This window comes from Mesorhizobium sp. WSM4819, assembly GCF_055811215.1.
Genome location: NZ_JBVVQO010000012.1, coordinates 128,349 through 153,459 on the forward strand (window position 1 = coordinate 128,349; position 25,111 = coordinate 153,459).

Genomic DNA, 25,111 nt, shown 5'->3' on the forward strand with positions numbered 1-25,111 from the left:
CGCATGGCTCATTTTTTATGGCCTTCTTGCACAGGCTCGCTATGATAGGGCATCACACGGCATCGACTGATGGACCTGGGCGGAGCGACGATGGACGAACGGGTGCCCCGCGACTTCGAGACGCTGCGTACGACGATCCTGGAACGGCGCCAGAGCCTGCCCAAGCGCATCGCGCAGATCGCCGCCTATGCGCTCGACAATCCCGACGATATTGCCTTCGGCACCGCCGCCAGCATCGCCGCCTCCGCCGGCGTCCAGCCTTCGACCCTGATCCGCTTCGCCCAGCAGCTCGGCTTCGACGGCTTCACCAGCCTGCAGCTGGTGTTTCGCGAGCGCCTGCGCGAGCGCAATTCGTCTTATGATGAAAGGCTGGCGGCATTGCGCGCCAAGGCCGAGGAAGGCGCCGGTCACCGGGCGATTTTCGACGGCTTCGTCGCCGCGGCGAGCACCTCGCTCAACGATATTTCAGGCAGGTTGAACGAAGACCATTTCGAAGCTGCCATCGCCTTGCTGGCGAAGGCGGAGACGATTTATGTGCTGGCCAAGCGCCGCTCCTATCCGGTCGCCTCCTACATCGCCTATGCGCTGGGCAAGCTCAAGATCCGCAACCAGCTGATCGAATCAGCCGCCGGCCTCAACGCCGAGATTATCAGCTTTGCTTCGCCCAGGGATGCCGTCATCGCCATCAGTTTCTCGCCCTATGCCCCGGCGGCCATCGAGGAGGCGCGCATCATCTCGGAGCAAGGCGTTCCGATCGTAGCGATCACCGACAGTTCCTTTTCCCCGCTCGCCCAGTTCGCTAAAGTCTGGTTCGAGGTCGCCGAGGCCGATTTCGCCGGCTTCCGCTCGCTGTCGGCGACGATGGCGCTGGCCATGGCGCTGACCGTTGCGGTCGGCTAAAAGCGGCGCGACTCCGGCGGGAAGCGCAGGGCCTGACAGGCTACTTTTCAGCAAAGGAACGCGCGTTCCATATTGACTATCGATTGGAATTATTATTTCATATTGCCGGCGCCACGCTGCCGCTCGCGCGTGTTACCCAAGACAACAAGGCTGATGGGAGGTTCGAATGAGCGAAGCCGTGGACGCGAAACATGCGCCGCTCGACGTCATCACCATCGGCCGCGCCTCGGTCGATCTTTATGGCCAGCAGATCGGCTCGCGCCTGGAGGACATCACCTCCTTTGCCAAGTCGGTCGGCGGCTGTCCGGCCAACATTTCGGTCGGCACGGCGAGGCTCGGCCTGCGCTCGGCGCTGCTCACCCGAGTCGGCGACGAGCAGATGGGCCGCTTCATCCGCGAGCAGTTGACGCGCGAAGGGGTTTCGGTTGACGGCCTCAGGACCGATCCGGACCGGCTGACCGCGCTGGTGCTGCTGTCGGTCGAGGACGAGGGCGTGTCGCCGATGATCTTCTATCGCACCGACTGCGCCGACATGGCGCTTTCGGAAGACGACATCGATGAGACGTTCATCGCTTCGGCACGCGCCATCGTCGTCACCGGCACGCATTTTTCGCGGCCCAACAGCGACGCCGCGCAGCGCAAGGCGATCCGTGCCATCAAGGCCACGGGCGGCAAGGTGGTGTTCGACATCGACTACCGCCCTAATCTGTGGGGCCTTGCCGGCCATGCCGAAGGCTTCGAGCGCTATGTGAAATCCGACCGGGTCTCCGCCCAGCTGAAGACTGTGCTGCCCGACTGCGACCTGATCGTCGGCACCGAAGAAGAGATCATGATCGCCTCCGGTGCCGATGATTGCCTGAGCGCGTTGAAGACGATCCGCTCCCTGTCCAAGGCCACGATCGTCTTGAAGCGCGGCGCCATGGGCTGCATCGTCTATGACGGGCCGATCAGCGACGACCTCGAGGACGGGATCGTTGGCAAGGGTTTTCCGATCGAGGTCTACAATGTGCTCGGCGCCGGCGATGCCTTCATGTCGGGTTTTTTGCGCGGCTGGCTCGGCGGCGAAAGCCTGGAGACGGCAGCGACCTGGGCCAATGCCTGCGGCGCCTTCGCCGTGTCGCGGCTGCTCTGTGCACCGGAATACCCGACCTTCGAGGAATTGCAGTTCTTCCTGAAGAACGGCAGCAGGCACCTGGCGCTGCGCAAGGACGAGGCGATCAACCATATCCATTGGACGACGACGCGCCGACGCGACATTCCCTCGCTGATGGCGCTGGCCTGCGATCACCGCATCCAGCTTGACGATGTCGCCGCGAAGGCAGGCGCCGACCCGTCGCGCATCCATGATTTCAAGGTGCTGACGGTCAAGGCGGCGGCAAAGGTTGCCGCCGGCCGCGCCGGCTATGGCATGCTGCTCGACGAAAAATACGGCCGCGAGGCGATGTTCGAATTCGCCCGCCATCGTTTCGCCTGGCTTGGCCGGCCAGTCGAATTGCCCGGATCGCGGCCGCTTCGTTTCGAATTCTCGCAGGATATCGGCTCGCAACTGGTCGAGTGGCCGGTCGACCATTGCATCAAGTGCCTGTGCTTCTACCACCCCGACGACCCGGAGGCGCTGAAGACCGAGCAGCAGCAGAAGCTCAAAAGCCTGTTCGGGGCCGCGCGGAAAGTAGGCAGAGAACTTCTCATCGAAATCATCGCCGGCAAGCACGGCGAGCTCGACGACACGACGATCCCGCGGGCGCTGGAGGAACTCTATTCGCTTGATATCAAGCCCGACTGGTGGAAGCTTGAACCGCAGGCCTCAGCCGGGGCCTGGGCGAAGATCGAAGCGGTGATCCTGAAGAACGATCCGTGGTGCCGCGGGGTTGTGCTGCTCGGCCTCGAAGCGCCGCAGGACGAGCTGGAAGCGGCCTTTGCCGCCACCGCCAAGGCGCCCATCGTCAAGGGCTTCGCCGTCGGTCGCACCATCTTCATCAACGCGGCCGAACAATGGCTTGCCGGCAAGATGTCGGACGAGGAGGCGGTGGCCGACATGGCGTCGCGCTTCGAGGGGCTGACCGAGGCATGGCTTGCCGCGCGCGGCCGCAAAGCAGCATAAGAAGGCGCGGCACAAGGACTGCGGAGGAAAACAACATGACCAAGACAATCCGCCTGACGATGGCGCAGGCGCTGACCCGCTTTCTCGGCTGCCAGATGACCGAGATCGACGGCAGGAAAATGCCGATCTTCGGCGGCGTCTGGGCGATCTTCGGCCACGGCAATGTCGCCGGCATCGGCGAGGCACTTTATCAGGTGCGCGACGAATTGCCGACTTTTCGCGCCCACAACGAACAGGCCATGGCGCATGCGGCGATCGCCTATGCCAAGGCCAATTTCCGCCGCCGGTTCATGGCGGCGACCAGTTCGATCGGCCCCGGCGCGCTCAACATGGTGACGGCGGCGGCACTTGCGCATGTAAACCGGTTGCCCGTCCTGTTTCTCCCCGGCGACGTCTTCGCCAATCGTATCCCCGATCCCGTGCTGCAGCAGGCAGAGGATTTTTCCGACGGAACGGCGACGGTCAACGACTGCTTCCGGCCGGTGTCGCGCTATTTCGACCGCATCACCCGGCCCGAGCAGATCATCCCGGCGCTCAACCGTGCCATGCAGGTGCTGACCGATCCGGCCGAATGCGGACCGGTGACCTTGGCGCTCTGCCAGGACGTGCAGGCCGAGGCCTTTGATTACCCCGAGAGCTTCTTTGCCGAACGGGTCTGGCATCAGCGCCGGCCGCGTCCGGATCGTGGGGAATTGGCGGCCGCGGTGGCGGCGCTGAAGGCGGCAACAAAGCCCTTGGTGATTGCCGGCGGCGGCGTGCTCTATTCGCAGGCTTCCGGCGAACTGGCGAAGCTGGTGCAAGGCGCCGGCATCCCGGTCTGCGAGACGCAGGGCGGCAAATCCTCGCTGCCGGACGATCATCCGCTCAACATGGCGGCGGTCGGCGTCACCGGCACTTTGGCGGCCAATAGGCTGGCTGAAGAAGCCGATGTCGTGCTCGCCGTCGGCACCAGGCTGCAGGATTTCACCACCGGCTCGTGGGCGCTGTTCAAGAATTCCGGCAAGACCATCATCGGGCTGAACGTCCAGCCTTTCGACGCGGGCAAGCACCAGGCGTTGCCGCTGGTAGCCGATGCGGCGGAAGGGCTGGCCGAGCTCGGCGCGGCGCTGAATGGCTGGCAGGCGCCGGCTGCCTGGACCGATAATGCGGCCGGGGGGAAGAAAGAATGGCAGGCCGAATCCGGCAAGGTGACGGCCTCGACCAATGCCGCCTACCCGTCGGATGCGCAGGTGATCGGCGCCGTGCAGCGCGCCATGGGCTCCGACGTGATATTGCTTCATGCCGCCGGCGGCCTGCCCGGCGAATTGCACAAGCTCTGGCAGGCGGGCGCGCCCGGCTCCTACCACGCCGAATACGGCTTCTCAACCATGGGCTACGAGATCGCTGGCGGGCTCGGCGTCAAGATGGCGAAGCCCGACGAAGAGGTCGTCGTCATGATCGGCGACGGCTCCTATCTGATGCTCAATTCCGAGATCGCAACCTCGGTCATGCTCGGCCTCAAGCTGACCATCGTGCTGCTCGACAACAGGGGCTACGGCTGCATCAACCGGCTGCAGATGGCAACCGGCGGCGCCAACTTCAACAATCTGCTGAAGGACGCCCGCCACGAGATTATGCCCGACATCGACTTCGCCGCGCATGCGGCAAGCCTCGGCGCCATCGCCGAGAAGGTTTCGTCGATCTCCGGGTTGGAAACGGCGCTGACAAAAGCAAAAGACAACAGCAAGACGACGGTACTGGTCATCGACACCGACCCACTGGTGTCGACCGATGTCGGCGGCCATTGGTGGGACGTCGCCGTGCCGGAAGTTTCTTCGCGGCCGCAGGTCAACGCCGCACGCAAAGCCTATGAAGAAAAGCGGCGGATGCAGAGTGTTGGTGATTGATGTCGGCGAATGAAAATTGAACGAACTGACATTGGAGTGACGACTTGAAAGCCAAACTGGGCATGTCCCCCATTGCATGGTGGAACGACGATCTTGCGGAACTCAGCGATGACGTGTCGCTGGAGGAATGCTTGGCGCAGTCGCGCTCGGCGGGCTTCACCGGCATGGAAATGGGCCGCCGTTTTCCCAGTGATCCGAAAATCATGCTGCCGATCCTGAAGAACGCCGACGTGACGCTCTGCGGCGGCTGGTTCTCAGGTACTCTGGTCGACGAAGACATGGCCAGGAACAAGGATCGCATCCAGCCGATGATCGATCTGTTCAAGGCGGTGGACGCGCCCTGCATCGTCTATGGCGAGGTCGGCCGCTCCATCCAGGGTGACCGCTCAAAGCCGCTCGCCACCAAGCCGAGGCTTTCGGACGACGAGATGAAAGCCTATGCGAGGCGTCTCACGCAGTTCGGCGAATGGTGCGCCGAGCAGGGCATGCCGCTCTCCTACCACCATCATATGGCGGCGGTCGTCGAGACCGAGCCGGAGCTCGACGCCTTCATGCGCCATTCGGGAGAAGGCATTCCATTGCTGCTCGACGCCGGCCATCTGGCTTTTGCCGGCGGTGACGTGCTGCGCGCCATCGACAATCATCACCGGCGCATCAACCATGTCCATGTGAAGGACGTGCGGATGGAGGTGATCGAGAAACTCGATCGCCAGAAGCTATCCTTCCTCGATGCCGTGGCGCTTGGCGCCTTCACGGTGCCGGGAGATGGCTCGCTGGATTTCGGTGCCATTGTGGAAAGGCTGGCGAACTACGGCTATGAAGGCTGGTTCGTGGTCGAGGCCGAGCAGGACCCCAAGAAGAATCCGCCGCTCAGGATGGCGCAAGTCGGCTACAAGGAATTGATGCGGGTGATGACGGCCGCCGGCTACACGGTTGAAACGCAGGGCTTCCCCAATGCTTGAGCGACTCTATTCCCGGCGACGGGGCGATCCGATGCGGGGGCTGATCCGATGAAGGATTCAGAGCATCCGTTCTTCCGGCCGCTGTGGCGGCGCGTTGCCATCGTCGCCGTCTGCCTGGTCTGGGCCGTGGTCGAGTTTGCCACCGGCGCGCCGTTCTGGGGCACGATCGCGCTCGGCTTCGCCGGCTATGCCGTCTGGCAGTTCTTCTATCTCTACAAGCCGGCCGACGGCGGCAAGGGTTCGGCCGACACCGAACCAAAGGAATGAGCCAAGATGTCGAAACTGCTCGTCAAAGCCGATAAGGGCCATGGCCGCGTCGCCCATGTGACGCCGCAAAACGCCGGCTGGACCTATGTCGGTTTCGATCTGCATCGATTGCGGCCCGACGAGACCGTCTCCGGACAAACCGCGAGCCGTGAAGTCTGCCTGGTGTTCGTCACCGGCAAGGGCAAGGCCAAGGCCGGCGGCAAGGATCTCGGCCTGCTCGGCGAACGCATGTCGCCCTTCGAAGGCAAGCCGTGGTCGGTCTATGTGCCGCAGGGCTCTGACTGGTCGGTGACCGCCGACACCCGTCTCGAACTCGCGGTCTGCTCGGCGCCGGGGCTTGGCGGTGGCCTGCCGGTCCGCGTCATTGCGCCAAAAGATCTCGGCCAGGAGGTTCGCGGCAAGGGCACCAACACGCGCTATGTCACCAACATCCTGCCGGAAGGCAAGCCGGCCGATTCATTGCTGGTGGTCGAGGTCATCACGCCCGGCGGCCACACGTCGAGCTATCCGCCGCACAAGCATGACCAGGATAATCTGCCGGCCGAATCCTATCTCGAGGAGACCTATTACCACCGCCTCAATCCGCCGCAGGGCTTTGCCTTCCAGCGCGTCTACACCGATGCCGACCGGAACGGCGCTCGGTCGCTCGACGAGGCGATGGCGATCGAGGACGGCGACGTTGTGCTGGTGCCCAAGGGCTATCACCCTTGCGCCGCCTGCCATGGCTACGACCTCTACTACCTCAACGTCATGGCCGGGCCGAAGCGGACGTGGAAATTCCACAACGCGCCCGAGCACGAATGGCTGATGAAGGCCTGAGGCGCTGCCCGTCCGGGTCGGCAACTGGCCCAAGGCGAAAAAATCGTCGGCTAATGACCCGCCTAAACAAGTTTGTTATCAGGAGCGATCATCAGCTTCGTCATTTCGTCATGCAAATCGCCTATGGCAGCGGGAGTTGACGAGGACTTTCGATGCGCTACGCAATCTATTTCACCCCCCGGCAGGACGAACCGCTGGCGCGGATCGCCGCCAATTGGCTCGGCCGTGACCCGTTCGGCGCCGCCACGAGGCCGGTCGAGGCCGTGGGCGAACTGTCGGCGGCGGAAGTCGCCTTCCATACCGCTTCGGCGCGCCGCTACGGTTTTCATGCGACGCTGAAGGCGCCCTTCCGGCTGGCTTCGAACGAAACGGAAGCCGCACTTCGGGCGGCACTGGACGATTTCGCCGAAACGACCCCAGTGGTGACGATCCCTCGGCTGGTCGTCAGCCAGATCGACGGCTTCTTCGCGCTGGTGCCGGAAGGTCCGCTGCCGGCGCTCAACCGCTTCGCCGACGACGTCGTGCGCGACTTCGACCGTTTTCGCGCGCCGCTGAGCGAGGCTGAGATCGAACGGCGCAGCCCTGACTCGCTGAAGCCGGCTGAATTCCGCAATCTCTGCCAGTGGGGTTACCCCTATGTCTTCGAGACCTTCCGTTTTCATATGACGCTGTCCGGCCGGGCCTCGTCACAGGAAAGCCCTCGTCTTCGCGCAGCAATCGACAGCCTGTTTGCGGGAGTCCTGCAACGGCCGGTGCCGGTGGACGCACTGACCCTGTTTGTCGAAACCGAACCTGGCGCCCCGTTCATGGTGCTCTCCCATCACGCGCTCGGGCGCCGCCCGGCGAGAAAAACCGCCTGAAAACTACTTGTTTTAACCGCTTTTGTGCGACGCCAACTCATCCCAATTGGCTGCAAATGCTCCAAGGACTGCCTGAAATGACCGTCGAGACCGTTCTCAACAATGCCCGCATCGTGCTTGCCGACGAGATCGTCGAAGGCTCGATCGTGCTGCGCGACGGCTTGATCGCCGGGATCGATGCCGGCGCCGGCCGGAACGGCGAGGACATGGCCGGCGATTTCATCATTCCCGGGCTGGTCGAGCTTCATACCGACCATCTGGAGGGTCACTACGCGCCGCGGCCGAAGGTGCGCTGGAACCCGATCGCCGCCGTTCTCGCCCACGACGCGCAGGTGGCGACCGCCGGCATCACCACCGTGCTCGATGCCTTGCGCGTCGGCATGGACGACGATGCCGACATGAATTCGGCCGACATGCGCAAGCTGGCCGATGCGATCGAGGACAGCGTCCAGCAGGACCGGCTGCGGGCCGACCATTTCATCCATCTGCGCTGCGAGGTTTCGGCGCCGGATTGCCTCGCAGCCTTCGCGCATTTTGACGGCGATGACAGGATCAAGCTGGCGTCGCTGATGGACCATGCACCGGGACAGCGTCAGTTCGTCGATTTGGAAACCTATGCCTACTACTACCAGCGCAAGCTGAAGCTGACGGATCGCGAATTCCAGCAATTCTGCGAGAAGCGGATGGCGGAGTCGGCGACGCATTCTGGGGCGAACCGCGCCTTCATCGCTGCTGCCTGCCATCAGCGCGGCATCGTGCTGGCCAGCCATGACGACGCCACGACCGGCCATGTCGACGAGGCGATCGAACAAGGCGTCCGCGTCGCCGAATTCCCGACCACCAAAGAGGCCGCAAAAGCTTCGAAGGCGGCAGGGCTCGGGGTGCTGATGGGCGCCCCGAACGTCATGCGCGGCGCCTCGCATTCGGGCAATGTTTCAGCCCGGACACTCGCCGGCGAAGGCCTGCTCGACATATTGTCGTCCGACTACATCCCCTTCAGCCTGATCCAGTCGGCGTTTTTCCTCGGCGACGTTGTCGACGGCATCTCCCTGCCGCAGGCAGTGGCGATGGTTTCGAAGAACCCGGCCGAGGCAGTCGGGCTCGCCGACCGTGGTGTCATCGAGCAGGGCCGGCGCGCCGATCTGGTTCGCGTCCGTCTTGACGATCATGTCCCGGTTGTCCGCACGGTCTGGCGGCAGGGACGTCGGGTCGCGTGATGGTGTCGGCGTCGATCGAGCGTGAATTGTCGGCCGCGGCGTTTCCGATCCGCGACGGGGTGTTCGTCGCTGTCGTCGGGCCGAGCGGCGCCGGCAAGGACACGGTGATCGGCTATGCCCGGTCGCTGTTTGCCGACGAGGCCCGGCTGGAGTTCGTGCGCCGGGTCATCACCCGGCCGAGCGACACGGCAAGCGAGGATCACGACACGCTGGCCGATGCGGCCTTCGTCGAGGCGGAAGCGGATGGCGCCTTCGCCATCTCGTGGGAGGCGCATGGCTTGCGCTACGGCATCCCGGCTGAAGTCGACCGGTCGGTGGCCAATGGCCGCGTCGCCATCGCCAATGTCTCCCGCGCCATCATCCCGGCGCTGCGCGATCGCTATGCCAATCTGGCTGTCGTCGAGATCACCGCATCGCCGCAGATCCTGGCCGAACGACTGGCGATGCGCGGCCGCGAGTCGCGCGGCGAAGTGCTGGCGCGGCTGGCGCGCAGCGCCAATGTGGCGTTGTCCGGGCCAGGCGTCACCCCGATCGACAATAGCGGCCAGCGCGAGGCGGCCGGCGAGCGTTTTGTCGAAGTGCTGCGCAAGGCAATGGCGTTCTCCGACCGGTCGGGCACGATTTAAGCCGCCTCTTACCTTCTCCCTCTGTGGGAGAAGGGAGAGGCGGAGCCGCTACTCCGCTGCCGCGCCGGCCGCGCCTTTGCGGGTTGCCTCCAGCATCAGCCGCCGCTCCCGGTACACGCCCCATTGCTGGTCGACCAGCACGCCGATCAAGATCACACCGCCCATCACCGCGAAATTGAGCGAGGACGGGATGCCGAGCAGGTTGACGAGGTTTTGCAGTTCCTGCAGCAGAACCGTACCCAGGATCACGCCGATCAGCGAGCCTTCGCCGCCGCGCAGCGAGAAGCCGCCGAGCACAGCTGCGGCAATGGCGTAGAGTTCGTAGAACTGGCCGTGGCTGGCCGGCGAGATCGAGCGCGTGTACATGGCGAAATAGATCGCCGACAGCGCCGTCAGCACACCGCAGATGACATAGGCCGCCATGACGACGCGGCCGGTGCGGATGCCCGAATATTTCGCCGCTTCCTCGTTCTTGCCGATGGCGTAGAGGTAGCGGCCGAACACCGAACGGTGCAGCACCACCCACATCACGATGGCGATGACGATCAGCGCGATGAAGCTGTTCGGCACGCCATAGGATCGCCCGGCGGTCAGGAATTCGAGCTCCGGAAAGTTCTGTCCGAAGGCAAAGCCCGCCGTGCCGTCGGCTGTGTAGAACCGCGCCACGCCGCGATAGATCAACAGGCCGCACAGCGTCACCACGAAAGGCTGCAATTTGAGCCGCGTGATCAGCCAGCCATGTGCCAGCCCGATGATGCCGCCAAGCACCAGGATCAGCGGCAGTGCCACCGGCCATGCCATGCCGCGCGTGGCGATGAAATCGACGAACAGGACGCCGAGCAGCGCGACCACCGAGCCGACCGACAATTCGATGCCGCCGGTGATGATGACGAAGGCCTGGCCGATCGCCAGGATACCGAACAGCCCAATCAGGTTCGATGTGTTGGCGAGGTTGATCGGCAGCAGGAATCGCGGGTTGATGATCGCCACCACCGCTCCGACCACAAGGATCAGGATCAGCAGGCCGAGATCTTTTTTGCTCATCGTCTTCTCCCCAATGCCTGCCTAAGCAGGTTCCGCAAAAGTGTTGCGCGGTTTTGCGACCGGAACCTGCGCCAAACAAAAGCTATTTCGGCTGCTTGCCGACGGCCAGCAGCAGCACGTTTTCCTGGCTGAACTGTTCCTTGTCGAGGATGCCTGAGATCTGGCCCTCATGCATCACGGCGATGCGGTCGGAGACGCCGATCACCTCCTCCATGTCGCTCGATATCATCAGCACGGCGACGCCGGCATCGGCCAGCGCCCGCATCAGCCCGTAGATCTCCGCCTTGGCACCGATGTCGATGCCGCGGGTCGGCTCGTCGAGGATCATCACCTTGGGGCTCATGGCCAGCCACTTGGCCAGCACCACCTTTTGCTGGTTGCCGCCGGACAGCGTGCCGGTGCGCGTCGCCACCGAGGGCGCCTTGATGCCGAGATTGCGTTTCTGCTTCTCGGCGGTGACGGCTTCGGCGCGGGCAGAGACCAGGGATCGCCGGGCATGTGCCGGCAGATTGGGGAGCGAAATATTCTGGGCAATCGACAGGTCGAGCAGGATGCCGGTCAGCTTGCGATCCTCGGGGACGAGGAAGATCCCGTTGGCCACAGCGTCGGCCGCCGAACCAAGAACCAGATCTTTTCCATCAAGCTGGAGCGCGCCGCCAAGGCTCTTCTCGATGCCGAAAAGCACGCGCGCAAGCTCCGTGCGGCCGGAGCCGACAAGGCCCGCCAGGCCAAGGATTTCGCCGCGCCTGACGCCGAGATCGACCGGTCGGTCTGGATAGGCGCTGGTGCGAACGGCCTTGGCCGACAGCGCGACGGCGCCGGGCGGGCGCGCCGATTCTGCAGCCTTCTCCCGCTCCTTCAGCATGCGGCCGATCATCAGCTTGACCATCTGGTCGTGGTTGATGGCGTTCTTCGGCAGCGTGCCGGCAAGCATGCCGTCCCTCAGCACGACGACGCGATCGGCAACCCGCTCGACCTCGTGAAGGCGATGCGAGATGAAGATGACGCTGATGCCGTCGGCCTTCAACGCCTTGATGACATCGAGCAGCTTGTCGGTTTCGGCAAGGGGCAGGCTCGACGTCGGCTCGTCGAGGATGACCAGCCGCGCCTCGATCGACAGCGCCTTGGCGATTTCGACCATCTGCTGCTGGGCAAGCGACAGCGCCGATACCGGGGTGTTTGCCGAGAAATTGGCGCCCACGCGTTTGAGCAGTGGCGCCGCCAGCGTGCGCAGCCTGGTGCGGTCGACAAGCCTGAGCGGACCGGCGCGCAACGGCTCGCGGCCGAAAAAGATGTTGGCGGCAACGTCGAGGTTTTCGAACAGGTTGAGTTCCTGGTGGACGAAGGCGATACCGGAACCGATGCTGGCCTCGACCGTCAGCCCGTCATGGGCGACGCCGTCGACGGTGATCGTGCCAGTGTCGGGTGTGGTCACGCCGCCGAGGATCTTCATCAGCGTCGACTTGCCGGCGCCGTTTTCGCCGACGAGGCCGATAACCTCGCCAGGCCTGACCTCCAGCGAAAACCCGTCCAGCGCGACCACGCCGGGATAGGTCTTGCGCACGCCCTCGAGACTGAGGAACGGGGCAATCGTGGATACGCCGATGGATGCGTCGGAATAGTTCATCATGCCTGACAGCAGTTGGCGGGCCGGCCTCCCCGCAGATTGACGAGCCTGATCAGGCCCGTCAATAACAAGCGGAGCCAGTCACGCCAGCGTCGCGCTGCCCTCCCCCTCACCCTCTCCCCGTAAAAAACGGAGGATTCGCCAGTGTTGCAACCACTGCCCTTCTCCCCGTTCTGCACGGGAAGAAGGGGGATGAGGGGCCAGCGCCGACGACGATCAGTTTCCGGACATCGCTTTCAGATTGGCGGCATAGGCGTCGACGTCGTCCTTGCCGATGATCTTGGTCGGGATGATGATCAGGCCGTTCTCCGGAATACCCGACTTGTCGCCCTCGAGATAGGCAGCCATCAGCTTCATGCCCTGGTAGGCCCACTCGAACGGCTGCTGCACGACGGTGGCGGCAACGGTGCCTTCCTTGACGCCGCCGAGCGTGATCGGATCGTCGTCGAAGCCGACGACCGTGATCTGGCCGAGCTTGCCGGCGTCGCGCAGCGCTTCATAGATGCGCGGGGTGTTGTAGGAATAGAAGCCGACCATGCAGGTGACGTCTGGGCTGGCGACCAGCGCGTCCTCGACGTTCTTCTTGGCGCGGGCCTGGTCGATGTCGTCGCCACGCACGTCGATCAGCTCGATCTTGGTGCCGGCGAGCCCTTCCTTCATGCCTTCGATGCGCTCCTTGGCATTGTCGGCGCCGAGCAGGCCGACGAAGCCGAGGCATTTGCCGCCGTCGGGCATCGCCTTCTTGGCGATCTCGGCCGCCTGCTTGCCGGCATCGATGTTGGACGAGCCGATATAGGCGATACGCTTGGTCTGCGGCGCGTCGCTGTCGGTGGTGAACAGCGCCGTCTCCGAGGCGATCTTGTTGAGCCCGTCGGTGGAGGTCTTGGGATCGACGGCCGAAACCATGATCGCCTTGACGCCGGCCGTCACCAGATCGTCCATCAGCCGCTGCTGGATGGCGACCGACGACTGTTCCGGATATTTGAGCTCGAGATTGTAGTTGGGCAATTCGGCCTGGGCCTTCTTGACGCCGGCTTCGGCCGCCTTCCAGAAATCGGAAGCGCCGTTGACGACGAAGGCCAGCGTCGGTTTGTCCTGGGCACCGGCGATCGCCGTGAAGGACAGACCGAGAGCCAGGGCCGCTGCGGCGACGGACACATTTCGTATCGCAGATTTCATGTTCAACCTCCCGTTTGATCCAGTCATTTTCGCTGATCTGAACTTTGTCGAATGCGGCTTGGACGCCCTCCTCCTCAAGGGTGCTGGCAGCGAAAGAACGGCGCCATCCCAGCCGCGATTTTGGACTTTAGAGACTCATTGGCAGTTCGTATAGTCGGATTTGTCTGACATTTCAGTAATTGCGTGGCGTTGCTTTGCCGGCCCAAGAGCCCGGATGCCGCGCCACACGCCTGCTTCCCGTCATGGCCCGTTCGGTCCCGAGCCGGGCATGACGAATTGAGAATAGAACGCTTACTGCTATTAGTAAATAGTATTAGTCTCTGGTTGGAAACCTGGTTGTCGCTGGCGAATGGCTGCCTGCCGTGTGGTGAGAAAGGGAACCTTGAAATTGGATCACGTTCCCAGCAATCGATCTCCAGAACCGCGTATCGCTGTCTCCGCGCTGCTAGCCATTCGGCTGCCAGGATGATAATAATGATTAATCGATGCCTGTTTTATAAATGCGAAGCGCCGTCGGCCGTCCTGCCGTCTTTAATGATGTCCCAGGACGACCGCTGGTTAGCCAAGCCGGGAATATGGAATACAATGCCATGAGCGAACCAACGGATCTGCGCGATCCTCCCCTCGAAGCCTCCCGGCGCCGAAAGCCATCGGCCAAGAATCCCAAGAGTCGCGTCACCATGACCGATATCGCCAAGGCCGCCGGCTGCTCGCAGGCAACGGTTTCGTTCGTCCTCAACAACACGCCGGGCATAAGGCTCTCGCAGCAGACCCGCGATCGGGTGATTGAGGCCGCGCGGGGTCTCGGCTATGCGCCACCAGCCTTCTCTGCTCTTCGCAGCCCCATCGCCTCGTTCGAAGGGCTGGACGGGGTGATCGGCTTCGCAGTCGATCAACTGGCGACCAGTCCCGAGGCAGTCGTCGCCATAGAAGGAGCGCGCCAAGCCTCGTGGAATGCCGGGAACGTCGTGCTGGTCGCTCAGACTTTGGGTGATTCCGTCATGGAGCCGCGCGCGATTGCGGCACTGACCAAGCGAGGCATTTCGGCGCTGATCTACATGACCATCTTCACGCGCGAGATCGCCGCGCCCGACTATCTCTACGACCTCGATATCCCGGTCATCCTGCTCAATTGCTATACCGCCGACTACGCCTTCCCCGCCGTGGTGCCGAGCGAAATCGCCGGCGGGCAGAGTTCCACCCGCCACCTGATCAGCCATGGCCACCGCCGCATCGCCACAATCACCGGCGAGCCGTGGATGCAGGCGGCGCAGGATCGGCTGAAGGGCTACCGCCGGGCGCTGGCGACGGCCGACATCCCGTTCGATGCGGAGCTGGTGGTCGAGGGCGACTGGTCAGCGAGCGCCGGCTACGCCGCGACCGTCAAGCTTCTGGCGCTCAAGGACCGCCCAACCGCAATCTTCTGCCAGAACGACCGAACCGCGATCGGCTGCTACGAAGCGCTGAAGGAAGCCGGCCTGCACATCCCTGGGGATATTTCCGTGATCGGCTATGACGACGAGGAAATCGCCCGGCATCTGTTCCCACCTTTGACGACGTCGATCCTGCCGCATATGGCGATGGGGCAATGGGCGATCGAGCAATTGGAAGTCCCTGCACCGCCCGGCCGCGGCCGCTACCCCATTACCAAGCTTGAATGCCCGCTGGTCGAGCGGGAATCGGTCAGTGCCGTGGCGCCTGGGCGCACACACGGACTGACAGCCAGCTGAGCACCTCCAGACTTCCGTCAATGCAAACGCCGTACTGATGCCGCTCCAAGCCAGACAAGCCCCGCAAAGGGCGGTGGCCCCGAAATTGTCGCCTGGCGTGGTGGATCGGCATCCTTGTGTCCAGAGTTCTGCGGATTGACATACAGTTTCGCCGTCTTCATGCGCCGCAACGATATCGCCCGGTATTGGCTGTCGCTGTTTTCGGCCGAGGGCGAAGCGCCATGAGCCAACTTCCAACTCGCATGGCGAACGGCATCCTTAAGCATCGGTGCGGGAAGGGAATTGCTCACCCCAACGACATAACGCCTCTGCTCCAGCATTGAGCGCCGCTCCGCTTTCTGTCAACGAATAGACGACCTTGGTCGGCGATCACGGATAGACTTCTCGGTTCACAAGCCCGTCAGCCTCCAGTTCGCGTAATTGCTGCGTCAGCATCTTTTCACTGATCGCCGGAATCTACTGCCTCAATCGGCCGAACCTGCGAGACGCCGTTCCAAGCTCACAAAGACTATCCACTTTCCACTTCCCTTCGATCGCCATGATCGCCGTTGCGAAGCCGCAATTGCCCGTCGGCTCATTCATGATGCTCTCCTTACCGTTGGGTAACCACTTACCTCCAGGTGCGTATTATGCGCCCCATTCACTCCGACATACCTCTGCCCTTGACGGCAAACATTGGCGCCGCTCGCCTATTGGCGTCTATTGGCATGGAGTGTTGCAATGAAGCTTTCAATCAGCGTTGTCGGGACGGGTCGTATGGGATCGGCGCTCGCCCGCGCCCTGCTCCGGTCGGGATATCGGACGACGGTCTGGAACAGGACGAAACAGAAGGCCGAACCGCTGGCCACGCTCGGCGCCACTGTCGCGGGGTCCGTCCTGGAAGCTGTCAATGCGGCTGAAATTGTCATTGTGAACGTAAGTGACTACCAGGCAACCGCTGCAGTTCTGCACGACGATGCTGTTGCTTCAGCTATTCGCGGCAAGCTGGTCGTGGAACTCACTTCGGGAACGCCGCATGGCGCACTTGAAGCCGCTGAATGGTTTGCCGAGCACGGAGCCAGCTATCTCGATGGCGCAATCATGGCCACGCCGGATTTCATCGGCACAGATGCCGGGACGATACTGATCTCGGGGCCAAGCCAGGCTTCGACGCGAACGAGGAGATGTTTCGTGCCTTGGGCGGCAATGTCCAGCATATCGGGGAAGAGCCGGGACGTGCGAACGCACTTGATAGCGCGCTGCTTGCTCTCACGTGGGGCGCGCTGTTCGGCACGCTGCATGCGATCGCCGTGAGTCAGGCCGAAGAGATCGACCTCGGCGAGTTGGCTCGGCAGTGGACCGCAACAGCGCCTGTTGTTGACGGGCTTGTCGCCGACCTGATCAAGCGAACGGATGCTGGCCGTTTTGCCAGCGACGATGAGACGCTCTCGTCGATCTCCCCGCATTACGGCGCATTCCAGCATCTTTTGGAGCTGATGGAGGCGCGCAAGATCGACCGCTCTGTGGCCGACGGTTACGACGCGATCTTCCAACGGGCGATTGCAACTGGCCGCTTACATGATGATTTCGCAGCGTTGTCGCAATTTCTGGGAAGTCCGGATAAGAGATCTCTCCGATCTGGAGTGCGAGGCGGATCCCTTCTGACTGGCTGAGCGGATTTGGTCTCCGGCCTTATTGAGGCGGACCACGCTTTGCCGTCAGCCAGCGGGATCGGGCTTTGTTGTCCGAGCAGGGCCGGTCAGACCAGTGACCTACTTGGGGGAATAGAATGCCTTTGACGCTTCTCATCGATTCGTATTGTCCGATCAGAACGCCGAGCAGCGGCGGGCATTGCTGTTACCGATCTGGAGCGACGGCGCGACATACACAGACCCTACAGTCCATGCGACTGGCGTGGAAGAACTGCTCGCGCACATCGCAAGAGTTCTGGCCAAGCGTCCCGGTGCCCGCATCTACGGACAAGTGACGTGGATGTTCATCATGGGATCGCACGCTTTGCGTGGAAGTTTGTGATGCCTGATCGATCGTCCTTCCCTGAGGGTTTGGACATAGCCTTCCTCGACCCTGGTCATACGCGAATAACGCGTATCATCGGCTTTTTTGGGCCGTTGGCACGGTCAAGCTGATCGACCAGCGCGTGCCAGCCCGTGCGCCACCAGCCGATCGATAATCTCGCAATAGCGACGCCGCTTGCCGCCATCGCCTTGGAATACATGCTGATATCGGTGGCGAGGATGGGACGGAATGCGACTGGGGCGAAGTGCTGGCCGCCAAACCGCATCGTCCTGGCATGGCGGATTCGCGCCGACTGGCAATATGATCCGTCGCTGCTGACCGAAGTCGAGGTCAAGTTCTCCGAGGCCGGCGAGAACGCGACTCGCGTCGAGCTCGAGCATCGTCAGCTTGAGAACATGGGCGCGGCCGGTGAAGCGGTGCGTGAGATCTTCGAATCCGATCGTGGCTGGTGCGGTATCCTGCAAAACTATGTCCGGTTGGTCGAGAAGCGGTAGGCTGCCAGCCGATCGGCCAACTGACTTACCCTTTGAGTACGTGAAAGCTGCGCTTCAATTCGCAACGCAAGTGCTATAGTGAGACCAGGAAAGCGGCTCGCCGCTTACCGAGGCAACGAAAGCGAAAGCGTTTTGGTCGCAGTGTATGCACGCCGTAGCGATGGGATGAGACGAGGCGGCCGAGGACGGGACGGGCCCGGCGTCGTGCTCAGCCTGGGTGCCGGTCTGCGGCTGCTGGCTTCGCTGCTCTTTCTGATCTGGACCATTCCTGCGGCAACAGCCGACCAGGTTGCGCATGACCTTGCCGAAGGCCAAATCGGCGCGACCGAGCCAGTCGCACACCCGACTGTCCTTGCCCGCAGCGTTGCGCGCCACGTCGGCGCTGAGACTTCCCGTGTCAAGACACCTGTCATTGCGAGAGATGGCAAACCGTTTTGCATTATCGCGGATTTGCGGCTGCCGCTCGAAACTGCGTCAGCCGCACCGTTTGGCATATGGTCTGACGGCCGGCCGGAAATGTCGCCGATCCACGCCTTTGATGCGCGCGCGCCTCCGCTTCTCACGGCGTGAACCTGGCCGCGCGACCGCGGCTCTAGACTCGCAAAACTTCACATCGCGTTCCGTTCGTCGAGTTGCTCGCCGATCGGAACGCCAAAGCTCTTGTCGGAGGCGGTTTGTGCCCGATATGGGCTGAACGGACAAGAACATGCTGCATTTTTCGCGCTGGAAGACCATTCTCATCTGGCTGACGGTCCTGGCCGGTATTCTTTACGCAGCTCCCAATCTGGTTCCCGCCTCCACTCTGGCATCGCTGCCGAATTGGCTGCCCAAGCAGCAGCTGACGCTGGGGCTCGACCTGCAGGGCGGCTCGCACATCCTGCTCCAGATCGATCGGCAGGACCTTGCCAACGAACGCCTCGAATCGGCACGCGACGAGGTCCGCACATCGCTGCGCGATGCCCAGATCGGCTATACCGGGCTTGCCGGCACCGCCAGTTCCATCCAGGTCCGCATTCGCGACCAAGGCCAGATCGAAGCGGCGAAGAGCGCGCTCGAAAGATTGGTGCAGCCGATCTCGACGGGCATGTTCATGAGCGGCTCGGTGACCGAGATGGAGATGACCGAGCCGGAACCGGGCCTGCTGCGCTTCACGCTGACCGAAGCCGGGATCGACTACCGGATCGCCGCGGCGCTGACCCAATCGATCGAGGTGGTGAGCCGGCGCGTCAACGAGCTCGGCACGACCGAGCCGATCATCCAGCGCCAGGGATCGGACCGCATCATGGTCCAGGTGCCGGGCCTGCAGGATCCGCAGCGGCTGAAGGATATCCTCGGACAGACGGCTAAGCTGACCTTCCAGATGGTCGACCAGTCGATCCCGGTCGAGGAGGCGATCTCCGGCCGCCCGCCGGCGGGCTCGACGGTGATGTATTCGACGGAAGAGCCGCGGGTTCCGCATCTGATCGAGAACCGGATCATCGTTTCCGGCGAAAACCTTGTCGATGCGCAGGCAACTTTCGACCAGCGCACCAACGAGCCGGTGGTCTCGTTTCGCTTCGACAGCCGCGGCGCCACCCGCTTCGGTCAGGCTACCCAGGCCAATGTCGGGCGCCTGTTCGCGATCATCCTCGACAACGAGGTGATCTCCGCGCCGCAGATCCGCGAACCGATCCTGGGCGGCACCGGGCAGATATCCGGCAGTTTCACGGTGGAGAGCGCGAACGATCTTGCGGTCCTGCTGCGCGCCGGTGCACTGCCTGCCGACCTCACCATCGTCGAGGAGCGCACCGTCGGTCCGAGCCTCGGCAGCGATTCGATCGAGGCGGGCCAGTTCGCGGCAATCATCGCCGGGGTCCTCGTCGTCGGCTTCATGCTGTTCGCCTATGGGCGACTGGGGCTGATCGCGAATATCGCGCTCCTCGCGAACGTCGCACTGATCATCGCCGTCCTGTCCGTGCTCGGGGCGACGCTGACGCTGCCTGGCATCGCCGGCATCGTGCTGACGATGGGCATGGCGGTCGACTCCAACGTCATCATCTTCGAGCGCGTCCGCGAAGAGAACCGCCAAGGGCGCTCGATCGTGCAGTCGATGGATTCCGGGTTCAAACAGGCGCTGGCGACTGTCGTCGACGCCAATGTGACGACGCTGATTGCCGCCGTCATCCTGTTCTTCCTCGGCTCGGGGCCGATCAAGGGGTTTGCCGTCACCCTCGCCATCGGTATCGTCACCACCGTGTTCACGGCGTTCACGCTGACGCGTTGGCTGGTCGCGTTCTGGCTTCGCCGGCAGCGGCCGAAAACCATGCCCGCCGGTGTCATGCGGCTGGTGCCCGACGACACGCGCGTGCCGTTCATGGCCTTCAGAAAATACGCCTTCACGCTGTCCGTGCTGTTGTCGATCGCTTCGGCGGTGCTGTTCTTCACTGTCGGCATGAACTACGGCATCGACTTCCGCGGTGGTTCGAGCATCGAGGTGCAGGCAAAGGGCCAGCAGGCCGACATCGGCGACATCCGTGAGCGGCTGACGGGTCTCGAACTGGGCGAGGTGCAGGTGCAGGAGTTCGGCTCGGCCCGGGATGTGCTGATCCGCATCGGCACCCAGGGGGGCGGCGACGTTGCCGAACAGTCCGCCGTCGAGAAGGTAAGAAGCGCGCTCGAAACCGACTACGAGTTCCGCCGCATCGAGGTTGTCGGTCCGACAGTGTCCTCCGAACTCGCGTTCAACGGCACAATGGGCGTGCTCGCCTCGCTGCTGGCGATGCTCGTCTACATCTGGATCAGGTTCGAGTGGCAGTTCGGGCTCGGCGCCATCATTTCGACGTTCCACGACGTGATCCTGATGGTCGGCTTCTACGTCGTCGCCGGCATAGAGTTCAATTTGACCTCGATTGCCGCGATCCTGACTATTGTCGGCTATTCCATCAACGATACGGTTGTCGTCTATGACCGGGTCCGCGAGAATCTGCGCCGCTATAAAAGAATGCCGATTGCCGAGCTGCTCGACCTGTCGATGAACCAGACGCTGGCGCGAACGGTCCTGACCGGCGTGACCACGCTGTTTGCGCTGGCGGCGCTTTCGATCTGGGGCGGCGAGGTGATCCAGTCCTTCACAGTCGCAATGATCTTCGGCATCCTCGCCGGGACCTATTCCTCCATCTTCGTCGCCGGGCCGCTGCTGATCCTGTTCAAGCTCCGGCCGGGCGCCCTCAGCCAGGAGGAAGCCGCAGTGGCGAAAGAGCCGCCAGCGCAACAGGCCTTGTAATGGGCGGTGCCATCTCTTTGGGTCCGCTGTAGCTCCAGCGCGGCCGCCTGCTCCAGGCTGACACCCGGGACGAGCGGGTCCGCGTGACGGTGCTCGAGCCGCCATTCGCGTTCGTCCGAGCGATGCACCGCTCAGCCGGCAGAATTGCATGTTGATCTTGATGAAGCCGATGATATGATTTCAGGAATATGCTGAATGAAACTGATCTTTCGCGCACCGATCTCAATCTCCTCGTCCTCTTCGAGGCCGTGCTCGGAGAGGGCCACGTGGGCCGGGCGGCGGACCGGCTTAACCTGACGCCATCGGCAGTCAGTCACGGACTAGGCCGGCTGCGCCGGCTCCTCAACGATCCGCTGTTCCTGAGAACGCCCAAGGGCGTGGTGCCGACGGCGCGTGCTACGGAACTCGCCGCGCCGATCGCCGACGTTCTGGCGCGCGTGCGCAGCGTGATGGCGACTGCCGCGCCCTTCGATCCCGCCACGGCCATGCGCCGGTTCGCAATCGGCGCACCGGACGGTGTCTCAGCCGTGATCCTGCGCCCGCTCCTCGCCGAACTCAGCCGGATTGCGCCACGCATCGACGTCGGCGTGCGTCAGATCTTGCCCTCGCCAGCCCGCGTCTGGCGGAGCGCGATTGTCGATCTCGAGGCGCACGCCATCGATATCGCGATCATTCCGTCCGATGACATCCCGCCTCGCTTCGAAAAGCGCTGCATCTACGAAGAGGACTTTGTCATTGCCATGCGCCCTGGACATCCGTTCGCGCGTGATCCGAGCCTGGAACGATACTGCAGCATGCAGCATCTGGTCGTCTCGGACAGCGGCGATCCTTACGGCTTCGTCGATGAACAACTGGCCAAGCAAGGCCGGGCGCGACGGGTTGCGTTGACGGTTCCGAACTTCATGTTTGCGCTCGCGGTCATCGCCGAGACCGACCTCATCTCGGCCCTGCCGCGGCGGTTCGTTGCCATGCATGCGGCGCGTTTCGGCGTGCTGAGCCTCGATGCCCCGTTGCCGTTGCCCGGCTTCCGGCTCAACGCCGTCGCTCCCAAGGTCGCGATGATGGATGCGGGCGTGGCATGGCTCTTCGATCTGCTTGCGGAGCAGACTGCGCAGAAGCACCCCAGCGGCTTGCCCGCACGAAGTCGGCAATCATAGCTCGGAAAGCTTCGTCGGCGCCGCCAGCGTGGATGAAACTGACAATTGCGTTTCCCCTGCGGCGCTACTCCGCGGGCGTTGGGAAGTGCTTTCCAAGCCGGGTTCGCCATTTTGGCTCCTCCCGTTTTGCGATGCTTGCTGCATCGACCGAGCGATCGCCGGCAGCATCTTTTTTACTGAATCTCCTTTCCTTGCGGTTTGGCTGGTGACGGATGCGCCGTCACGACAAGGCGATGCGACCGTCCCTGCGGCGCGGTTTCGTCGTGATAGCGTGCCGCCAGCGTGGTGATGGCCTCAGTCAATTCACGCGTGAACGAGGCGCGGTCGGCGGCGGAGCGGAAGCGGATTTCGGTGTCGATCGCCAAGGTCGCCAAGCGCTTGCCGGCATCGGTGGCGGCGCGCTGGAGAACTCCGATCTCCCGCACCAGCCGGGCGCCGAGCGCGATCAGGTAGCTTGCCGACAGGCGGTCCGGGGTGCTGTCCGGATCGGCGCCGACCGGACCCAGTGCGCTCGTCGAGATGACATAGCTTGTGGCGCTCGCCACCATGAGCCGCTCCGTCAGGCCACCCCACTTGCGCGTGTCTGCAACTTGGACAAGCCCGTGCTCCTCCAGAGCATGCAGGTGGTAATTGATCTTCTGCCGCTTGAGGCCGAGGCGTGTGGCGAGGGTAGCGGCCGAGGCCGGCTCCCGCAGTTCTGAGAGGAGTTGACTCCGAACGGGCTCCAACGCGGCGGCGGCCGCGCTCGGCCGATCTATGACTTCGATATCGAGCATGCAGCCCTCACATTGACAATCTTTCCTGTCAATGCGCGTTGACGAGTGTAATTGTCAAGAGCGAAAGGGCCGCTTCGTCCGAACTTTCCAGCTGGTTGCGGCTGCAGCAAGCGAGCCAGCTATCGCCCACTGCGGAGTCGATGCGTCCCGCAGACGGCCCCGCACGGGGCAATTGCAATGACGGTGCCGTTCGTTGTAGCCATTGCGACCACTTGATTTTGGAGGAGACGCAGCATGGACCGATTCACTGGCGGTTGCCTGTGCGGCAACGTCCGGATTGTGGCGTCGGGACTCCCATACCGGGTCGGCATTTGTCATTGTCTTGACTGCCGCAAGCATCATGGCGCCCTTTTTCACGCTTCCGCGGTGTTCCCCCAGGATGCGGTGACGATCGAAGGCGAGACGCGCGACTACGCCGGGCGGTTTTTCTGCCCCCGCTGCGGCTCGACAATTTTCGGACGCACCGCAGACGAAATCGAAGTGAACCTGGGATCCCTGGATGCCCCTGACCAACTGATGCCAACCTACGAAAGCTGGATCATCCGTCGCGAGTCCTGGTTGCCGCCGTTTCCGCTGACCAGACGGTACGAGCGCGATCGTGACGCCACGAGTCGCCTTGAGGAATAGTCGCACGAACGGCACGTCACTCCGGAAGGCCGGCCTTGCGGAAGCCATCGACGAAATGCTCGAGCGTCGCAGCGTCGCGGAATGGCTCCGTCGCGGTCCAGTGGCGCGTGGTGAAATGCGGGTTGCCGACGAGGAACAGTTCGGCCTCTGCGCGCGCCTCGTCGACCTGGCCCAGTTGGGCAAGGCTTGCCGCCAGGAAGCGGCGCGAGCTTGTACGATAAGTCTCGTCCCTGCGCAGTGTTTCGACAGCCGCTTCGTATTGGCCGGCGGCATATTGCGCCTGGCCAAGCGTCAGATAGTACCAACTTGCCGGAAACGGGTTCAACCGGAACGCCTTGCGAATGTGCTCAAGGCCTTCCTTGACCCGTCCGGCCAGGACCGCGATGTCGGACAATGCCGCCCAGGCATCGGCCTCGTTCGGATCGAGCTCGATCGCCCTGGCGAATTCCGCATCCGCCTCGGCGAAGCTGCGCTCATAGGCAAGCAGGTAAGCCAGAACCCAGCGGCAGCCGGCATCGTTCGGATCGATCGCCACGGCTTTGCGCGCCAGTTCCAACGCAACGCTACGGGCCGTTTTGGTTGGTCCGCCGGAATGCACCCATCCCATCCAGTGGTTCATGGCAAGCCAGCGATAGGCCTCGGCATATTCCGGATCGAGCGAAACCGCGCGGGTAAGCATCAGATGCGCTTCGCGCGCCGTCTGCGGCGTGTCATCCATCAGCTTTCGCGCCCGCACGCAGAGATCGTAAGCCTCGAGACTTTTGGGCCGGTTGCGCGGCGGCGGTGCGCGCAGCCTGCCGAGCAACGCCTCGACGATCTTGCCGGTGACCTCGTCCTGAACGGCAAAAATGTCTTCCAGGCTGCGATCGAAGCGCTCCGCCCATAGATGGTCGCCACTCACTGCGTCGACCAGCTGGGCGTTGATGCGCACGCGCCCCGCAACGCGCCGTGCGCTCCCCTCCAGCAGGTAGCGCACGCCGAGATCCTGTGCGATATCGCGTACGTCCATCGCCTTTCCTTTGTAGGCGAAGGCCGAGTTGCGTGCGATGACGAACAGCCCGGAGATCCTGGACAGGTCGGTGATCAGGTCTTCGGTCAAGCCATCCGCGAAGGATTCCTGCTCGGGATCGTTGCTGACATTGACAAAGGGCAGCACCGCTATCGATGGCTTGCCGGGCAGCGGCAAAGGTTTTCGCTTCGCGCCGAGCTGTTCGACGGGCCCCGTGAAGCGGTAGCCGACGCGCGGAACCGTGGCGATCCATTCGCCGCCATCTGCAGCCGGGCCAAGCAGCTTTCGCAGCAGCGCGATCTGTACGGTGAGGTTGCCTTCCTCGACGGCCGTGCCCGGCCACGCCGCGTCCATCAACTCGGCCTTCTCAAGGATTTCGCCGGCTCGTCCAACGAGCGCCGCAAGCAGCTTTAGCCCGCGGTACCCTACGGCAACGGGGACATCGTTGCGAAGCAGCGTTCCCGCACCGGGATCAAGCACGAACGGACCAAAGGCGAAGCGCGATCCCTGCATGCGGCGTATCTATAGCCCGTTTGGAAGCTTTGAGAACTA

22 protein-coding genes and 1 pseudogene are annotated in these 25,111 nt (G+C 63.1%); 16 read left to right on the forward strand and 7 right to left on the reverse strand.

What is annotated here, in order from left to right; genetic code table 11:
- The first annotated feature begins 90 nt into the window (after positions 1-90).
- The 9 genes from AC0L18_RS13820 to phnN all read left to right on the forward strand — a co-directional run bounded on the left by AC0L18_RS13820 (position 91) and on the right by phnN (position 9,638).
- Entirely contained in the window at positions 91-900 is an 810-nt protein-coding gene (locus tag AC0L18_RS13820) for a MurR/RpiR family transcriptional regulator (protein ID WP_473492754.1), read from the forward strand.
- A 166-nt stretch (positions 901-1,066) separates the two neighbouring features.
- Positions 1,067-3,001 carry a bifunctional 5-dehydro-2-deoxygluconokinase/5-dehydro-2-deoxyphosphogluconate aldolase gene (locus tag AC0L18_RS13825; protein WP_473492755.1) on the forward strand — a complete coding sequence of 645 codons (1,935 nt, stop codon included), beginning with the start codon at positions 1,067-1,069 and terminating at the stop codon, positions 2,999-3,001.
- 35 nt (positions 3,002-3,036) lie between these two features.
- Positions 3,037-4,887, forward strand: a complete 1,851-nt coding sequence (gene iolD, locus AC0L18_RS13830; RefSeq protein ID WP_473492756.1) for a 3D-(3,5/4)-trihydroxycyclohexane-1,2-dione acylhydrolase (decyclizing) — start codon at positions 3,037-3,039, stop codon at positions 4,885-4,887.
- Positions 4,888-4,931: 44 nt separating this feature from the next.
- Positions 4,932-5,849, forward strand: coding sequence for a myo-inosose-2 dehydratase (gene iolE / locus AC0L18_RS13835; RefSeq protein WP_473492757.1), 918 nt, complete (start codon positions 4,932-4,934; stop codon positions 5,847-5,849).
- A 48-nt stretch (positions 5,850-5,897) separates the two neighbouring features.
- Positions 5,898-6,116 carry a DUF3329 domain-containing protein gene (locus tag AC0L18_RS13840; RefSeq protein ID WP_287051263.1) on the forward strand — a complete coding sequence of 73 codons (219 nt, stop codon included), beginning with the start codon at positions 5,898-5,900 and terminating at the stop codon, positions 6,114-6,116.
- A gap of 6 nt (positions 6,117-6,122) precedes the next feature.
- Positions 6,123-6,935 (forward strand): 5-deoxy-glucuronate isomerase, encoded by an 813-nt coding sequence (iolB, locus tag AC0L18_RS13845; RefSeq protein WP_287171467.1) that lies wholly within the window; start codon positions 6,123-6,125, stop codon positions 6,933-6,935.
- 152 nt (positions 6,936-7,087) lie between these two features.
- Positions 7,088-7,795: a DUF1045 domain-containing protein gene (locus tag AC0L18_RS13850; RefSeq protein WP_091592516.1), complete on the forward strand. Its 708-nt coding sequence runs from the start codon at positions 7,088-7,090 to the stop codon at positions 7,793-7,795.
- A 77-nt stretch (positions 7,796-7,872) separates the two neighbouring features.
- Complete coding sequence (locus AC0L18_RS13855; protein ID WP_473492758.1) at positions 7,873-9,012, forward strand: alpha-D-ribose 1-methylphosphonate 5-triphosphate diphosphatase; 1,140 nt, start codon at positions 7,873-7,875, stop codon at positions 9,010-9,012.
- Positions 9,009-9,638 (forward strand): phosphonate metabolism protein/1,5-bisphosphokinase (PRPP-forming) PhnN, encoded by a 630-nt coding sequence (gene phnN, locus AC0L18_RS13860; RefSeq protein ID WP_473492760.1) that lies wholly within the window; start codon positions 9,009-9,011, stop codon positions 9,636-9,638. Before AC0L18_RS13855 ends, phnN begins: the two co-directional genes overlap by 4 nt.
- Positions 9,639-9,686: 48 nt before the next feature.
- Here the strand turns inward: phnN and AC0L18_RS13865 are convergent, their stop codons facing one another.
- The 3 genes from AC0L18_RS13865 to AC0L18_RS13875 all read right to left on the reverse strand — a co-directional run bounded on the left by AC0L18_RS13865 (position 9,687) and on the right by AC0L18_RS13875 (position 13,488).
- Positions 9,687-10,682: an ABC transporter permease gene (locus tag AC0L18_RS13865; RefSeq protein ID WP_077374661.1), complete on the reverse strand. Its 996-nt coding sequence runs from the start codon at positions 10,680-10,682 to the stop codon at positions 9,687-9,689.
- Between the two features lie 82 nt (positions 10,683-10,764).
- Positions 10,765-12,309, reverse strand: coding sequence for a sugar ABC transporter ATP-binding protein (locus AC0L18_RS13870; protein WP_473492787.1), 1,545 nt, complete (start codon positions 12,307-12,309; stop codon positions 10,765-10,767).
- Between the two features lie 216 nt (positions 12,310-12,525).
- Positions 12,526-13,488: a sugar-binding protein gene (locus tag AC0L18_RS13875; RefSeq protein ID WP_023796948.1), complete on the reverse strand. Its 963-nt coding sequence runs from the start codon at positions 13,486-13,488 to the stop codon at positions 12,526-12,528.
- A 590-nt stretch (positions 13,489-14,078) separates the two neighbouring features.
- Here AC0L18_RS13875 and AC0L18_RS13880 point away from each other — a divergent pair.
- The gene (locus AC0L18_RS13880; RefSeq protein WP_473492761.1) at positions 14,079-15,218 is read left to right on the forward strand and encodes a LacI family DNA-binding transcriptional regulator; all 1,140 of its coding nucleotides are present in this window, start codon (positions 14,079-14,081) and stop codon (positions 15,216-15,218) included.
- A gap of 17 nt (positions 15,219-15,235) precedes the next feature.
- Here AC0L18_RS13880 and AC0L18_RS13885 read toward each other — a convergent pair whose 3' ends face one another.
- Entirely contained in the window at positions 15,236-15,538 is a 303-nt protein-coding gene (locus AC0L18_RS13885; protein ID WP_473492790.1) for a hypothetical protein, read from the reverse strand.
- A pseudogene (locus AC0L18_RS13890) lies at positions 15,477-15,653 on the reverse strand (winged helix-turn-helix transcriptional regulator). Before AC0L18_RS13890 ends, AC0L18_RS13885 begins: the two are co-directional and overlap by 62 nt.
- A gap of 285 nt (positions 15,654-15,938) precedes the next feature.
- Between AC0L18_RS13890 and AC0L18_RS13895 the strand changes: the two are divergent.
- The 5 genes from AC0L18_RS13895 to AC0L18_RS13915 all read left to right on the forward strand — a co-directional run bounded on the left by AC0L18_RS13895 (position 15,939) and on the right by AC0L18_RS13915 (position 22,147).
- Positions 15,939-16,511, forward strand: a complete 573-nt coding sequence (locus AC0L18_RS13895) for an NAD(P)-dependent oxidoreductase (protein WP_473492788.1) — start codon at positions 15,939-15,941, stop codon at positions 16,509-16,511.
- Positions 16,394-16,870 (forward strand): imine reductase family protein, encoded by a 477-nt coding sequence (locus tag AC0L18_RS13900; protein ID WP_473492762.1) that lies wholly within the window; start codon positions 16,394-16,396, stop codon positions 16,868-16,870. Before AC0L18_RS13895 ends, AC0L18_RS13900 begins: the two co-directional genes overlap by 118 nt.
- Before the next feature lie 495 nt (positions 16,871-17,365).
- On the forward strand, positions 17,366-17,728 hold the full coding sequence (locus AC0L18_RS13905; protein WP_473492763.1) for an SRPBCC family protein: 363 nt from the start codon (positions 17,366-17,368) through the stop codon (positions 17,726-17,728).
- 706 nt (positions 17,729-18,434) lie between these two features.
- Positions 18,435-20,990, forward strand: a complete 2,556-nt coding sequence (gene secDF / locus AC0L18_RS13910) for a protein translocase subunit SecDF (protein ID WP_473492764.1) — start codon at positions 18,435-18,437, stop codon at positions 20,988-20,990.
- 188 nt (positions 20,991-21,178) lie between these two features.
- Positions 21,179-22,147, forward strand: coding sequence for a LysR family transcriptional regulator (locus AC0L18_RS13915; protein ID WP_473492765.1), 969 nt, complete (start codon positions 21,179-21,181; stop codon positions 22,145-22,147).
- Positions 22,148-22,320: 173 nt separating this feature from the next.
- On the opposite strand, the gene AC0L18_RS13920 is transcribed toward AC0L18_RS13915, so the two are convergent.
- On the reverse strand, positions 22,321-22,923 hold the full coding sequence (locus tag AC0L18_RS13920) for an ArsR/SmtB family transcription factor (RefSeq protein ID WP_473492766.1): 603 nt from the start codon (positions 22,921-22,923) through the stop codon (positions 22,321-22,323).
- 234 nt (positions 22,924-23,157) lie between these two features.
- Here AC0L18_RS13920 and AC0L18_RS13925 point away from each other — a divergent pair, with 234 nt between their 5' ends.
- Positions 23,158-23,550, forward strand: coding sequence for a GFA family protein (locus tag AC0L18_RS13925; protein ID WP_473492767.1), 393 nt, complete (start codon positions 23,158-23,160; stop codon positions 23,548-23,550).
- A 16-nt stretch (positions 23,551-23,566) separates the two neighbouring features.
- Here AC0L18_RS13925 and AC0L18_RS13930 read toward each other — a convergent pair whose 3' ends face one another.
- Complete coding sequence (locus AC0L18_RS13930; RefSeq protein WP_473492769.1) at positions 23,567-25,072, reverse strand: winged helix-turn-helix domain-containing tetratricopeptide repeat protein; 1,506 nt, start codon at positions 25,070-25,072, stop codon at positions 23,567-23,569.
- Between the last annotated feature and the right edge of the window lie 39 nt (positions 25,073-25,111).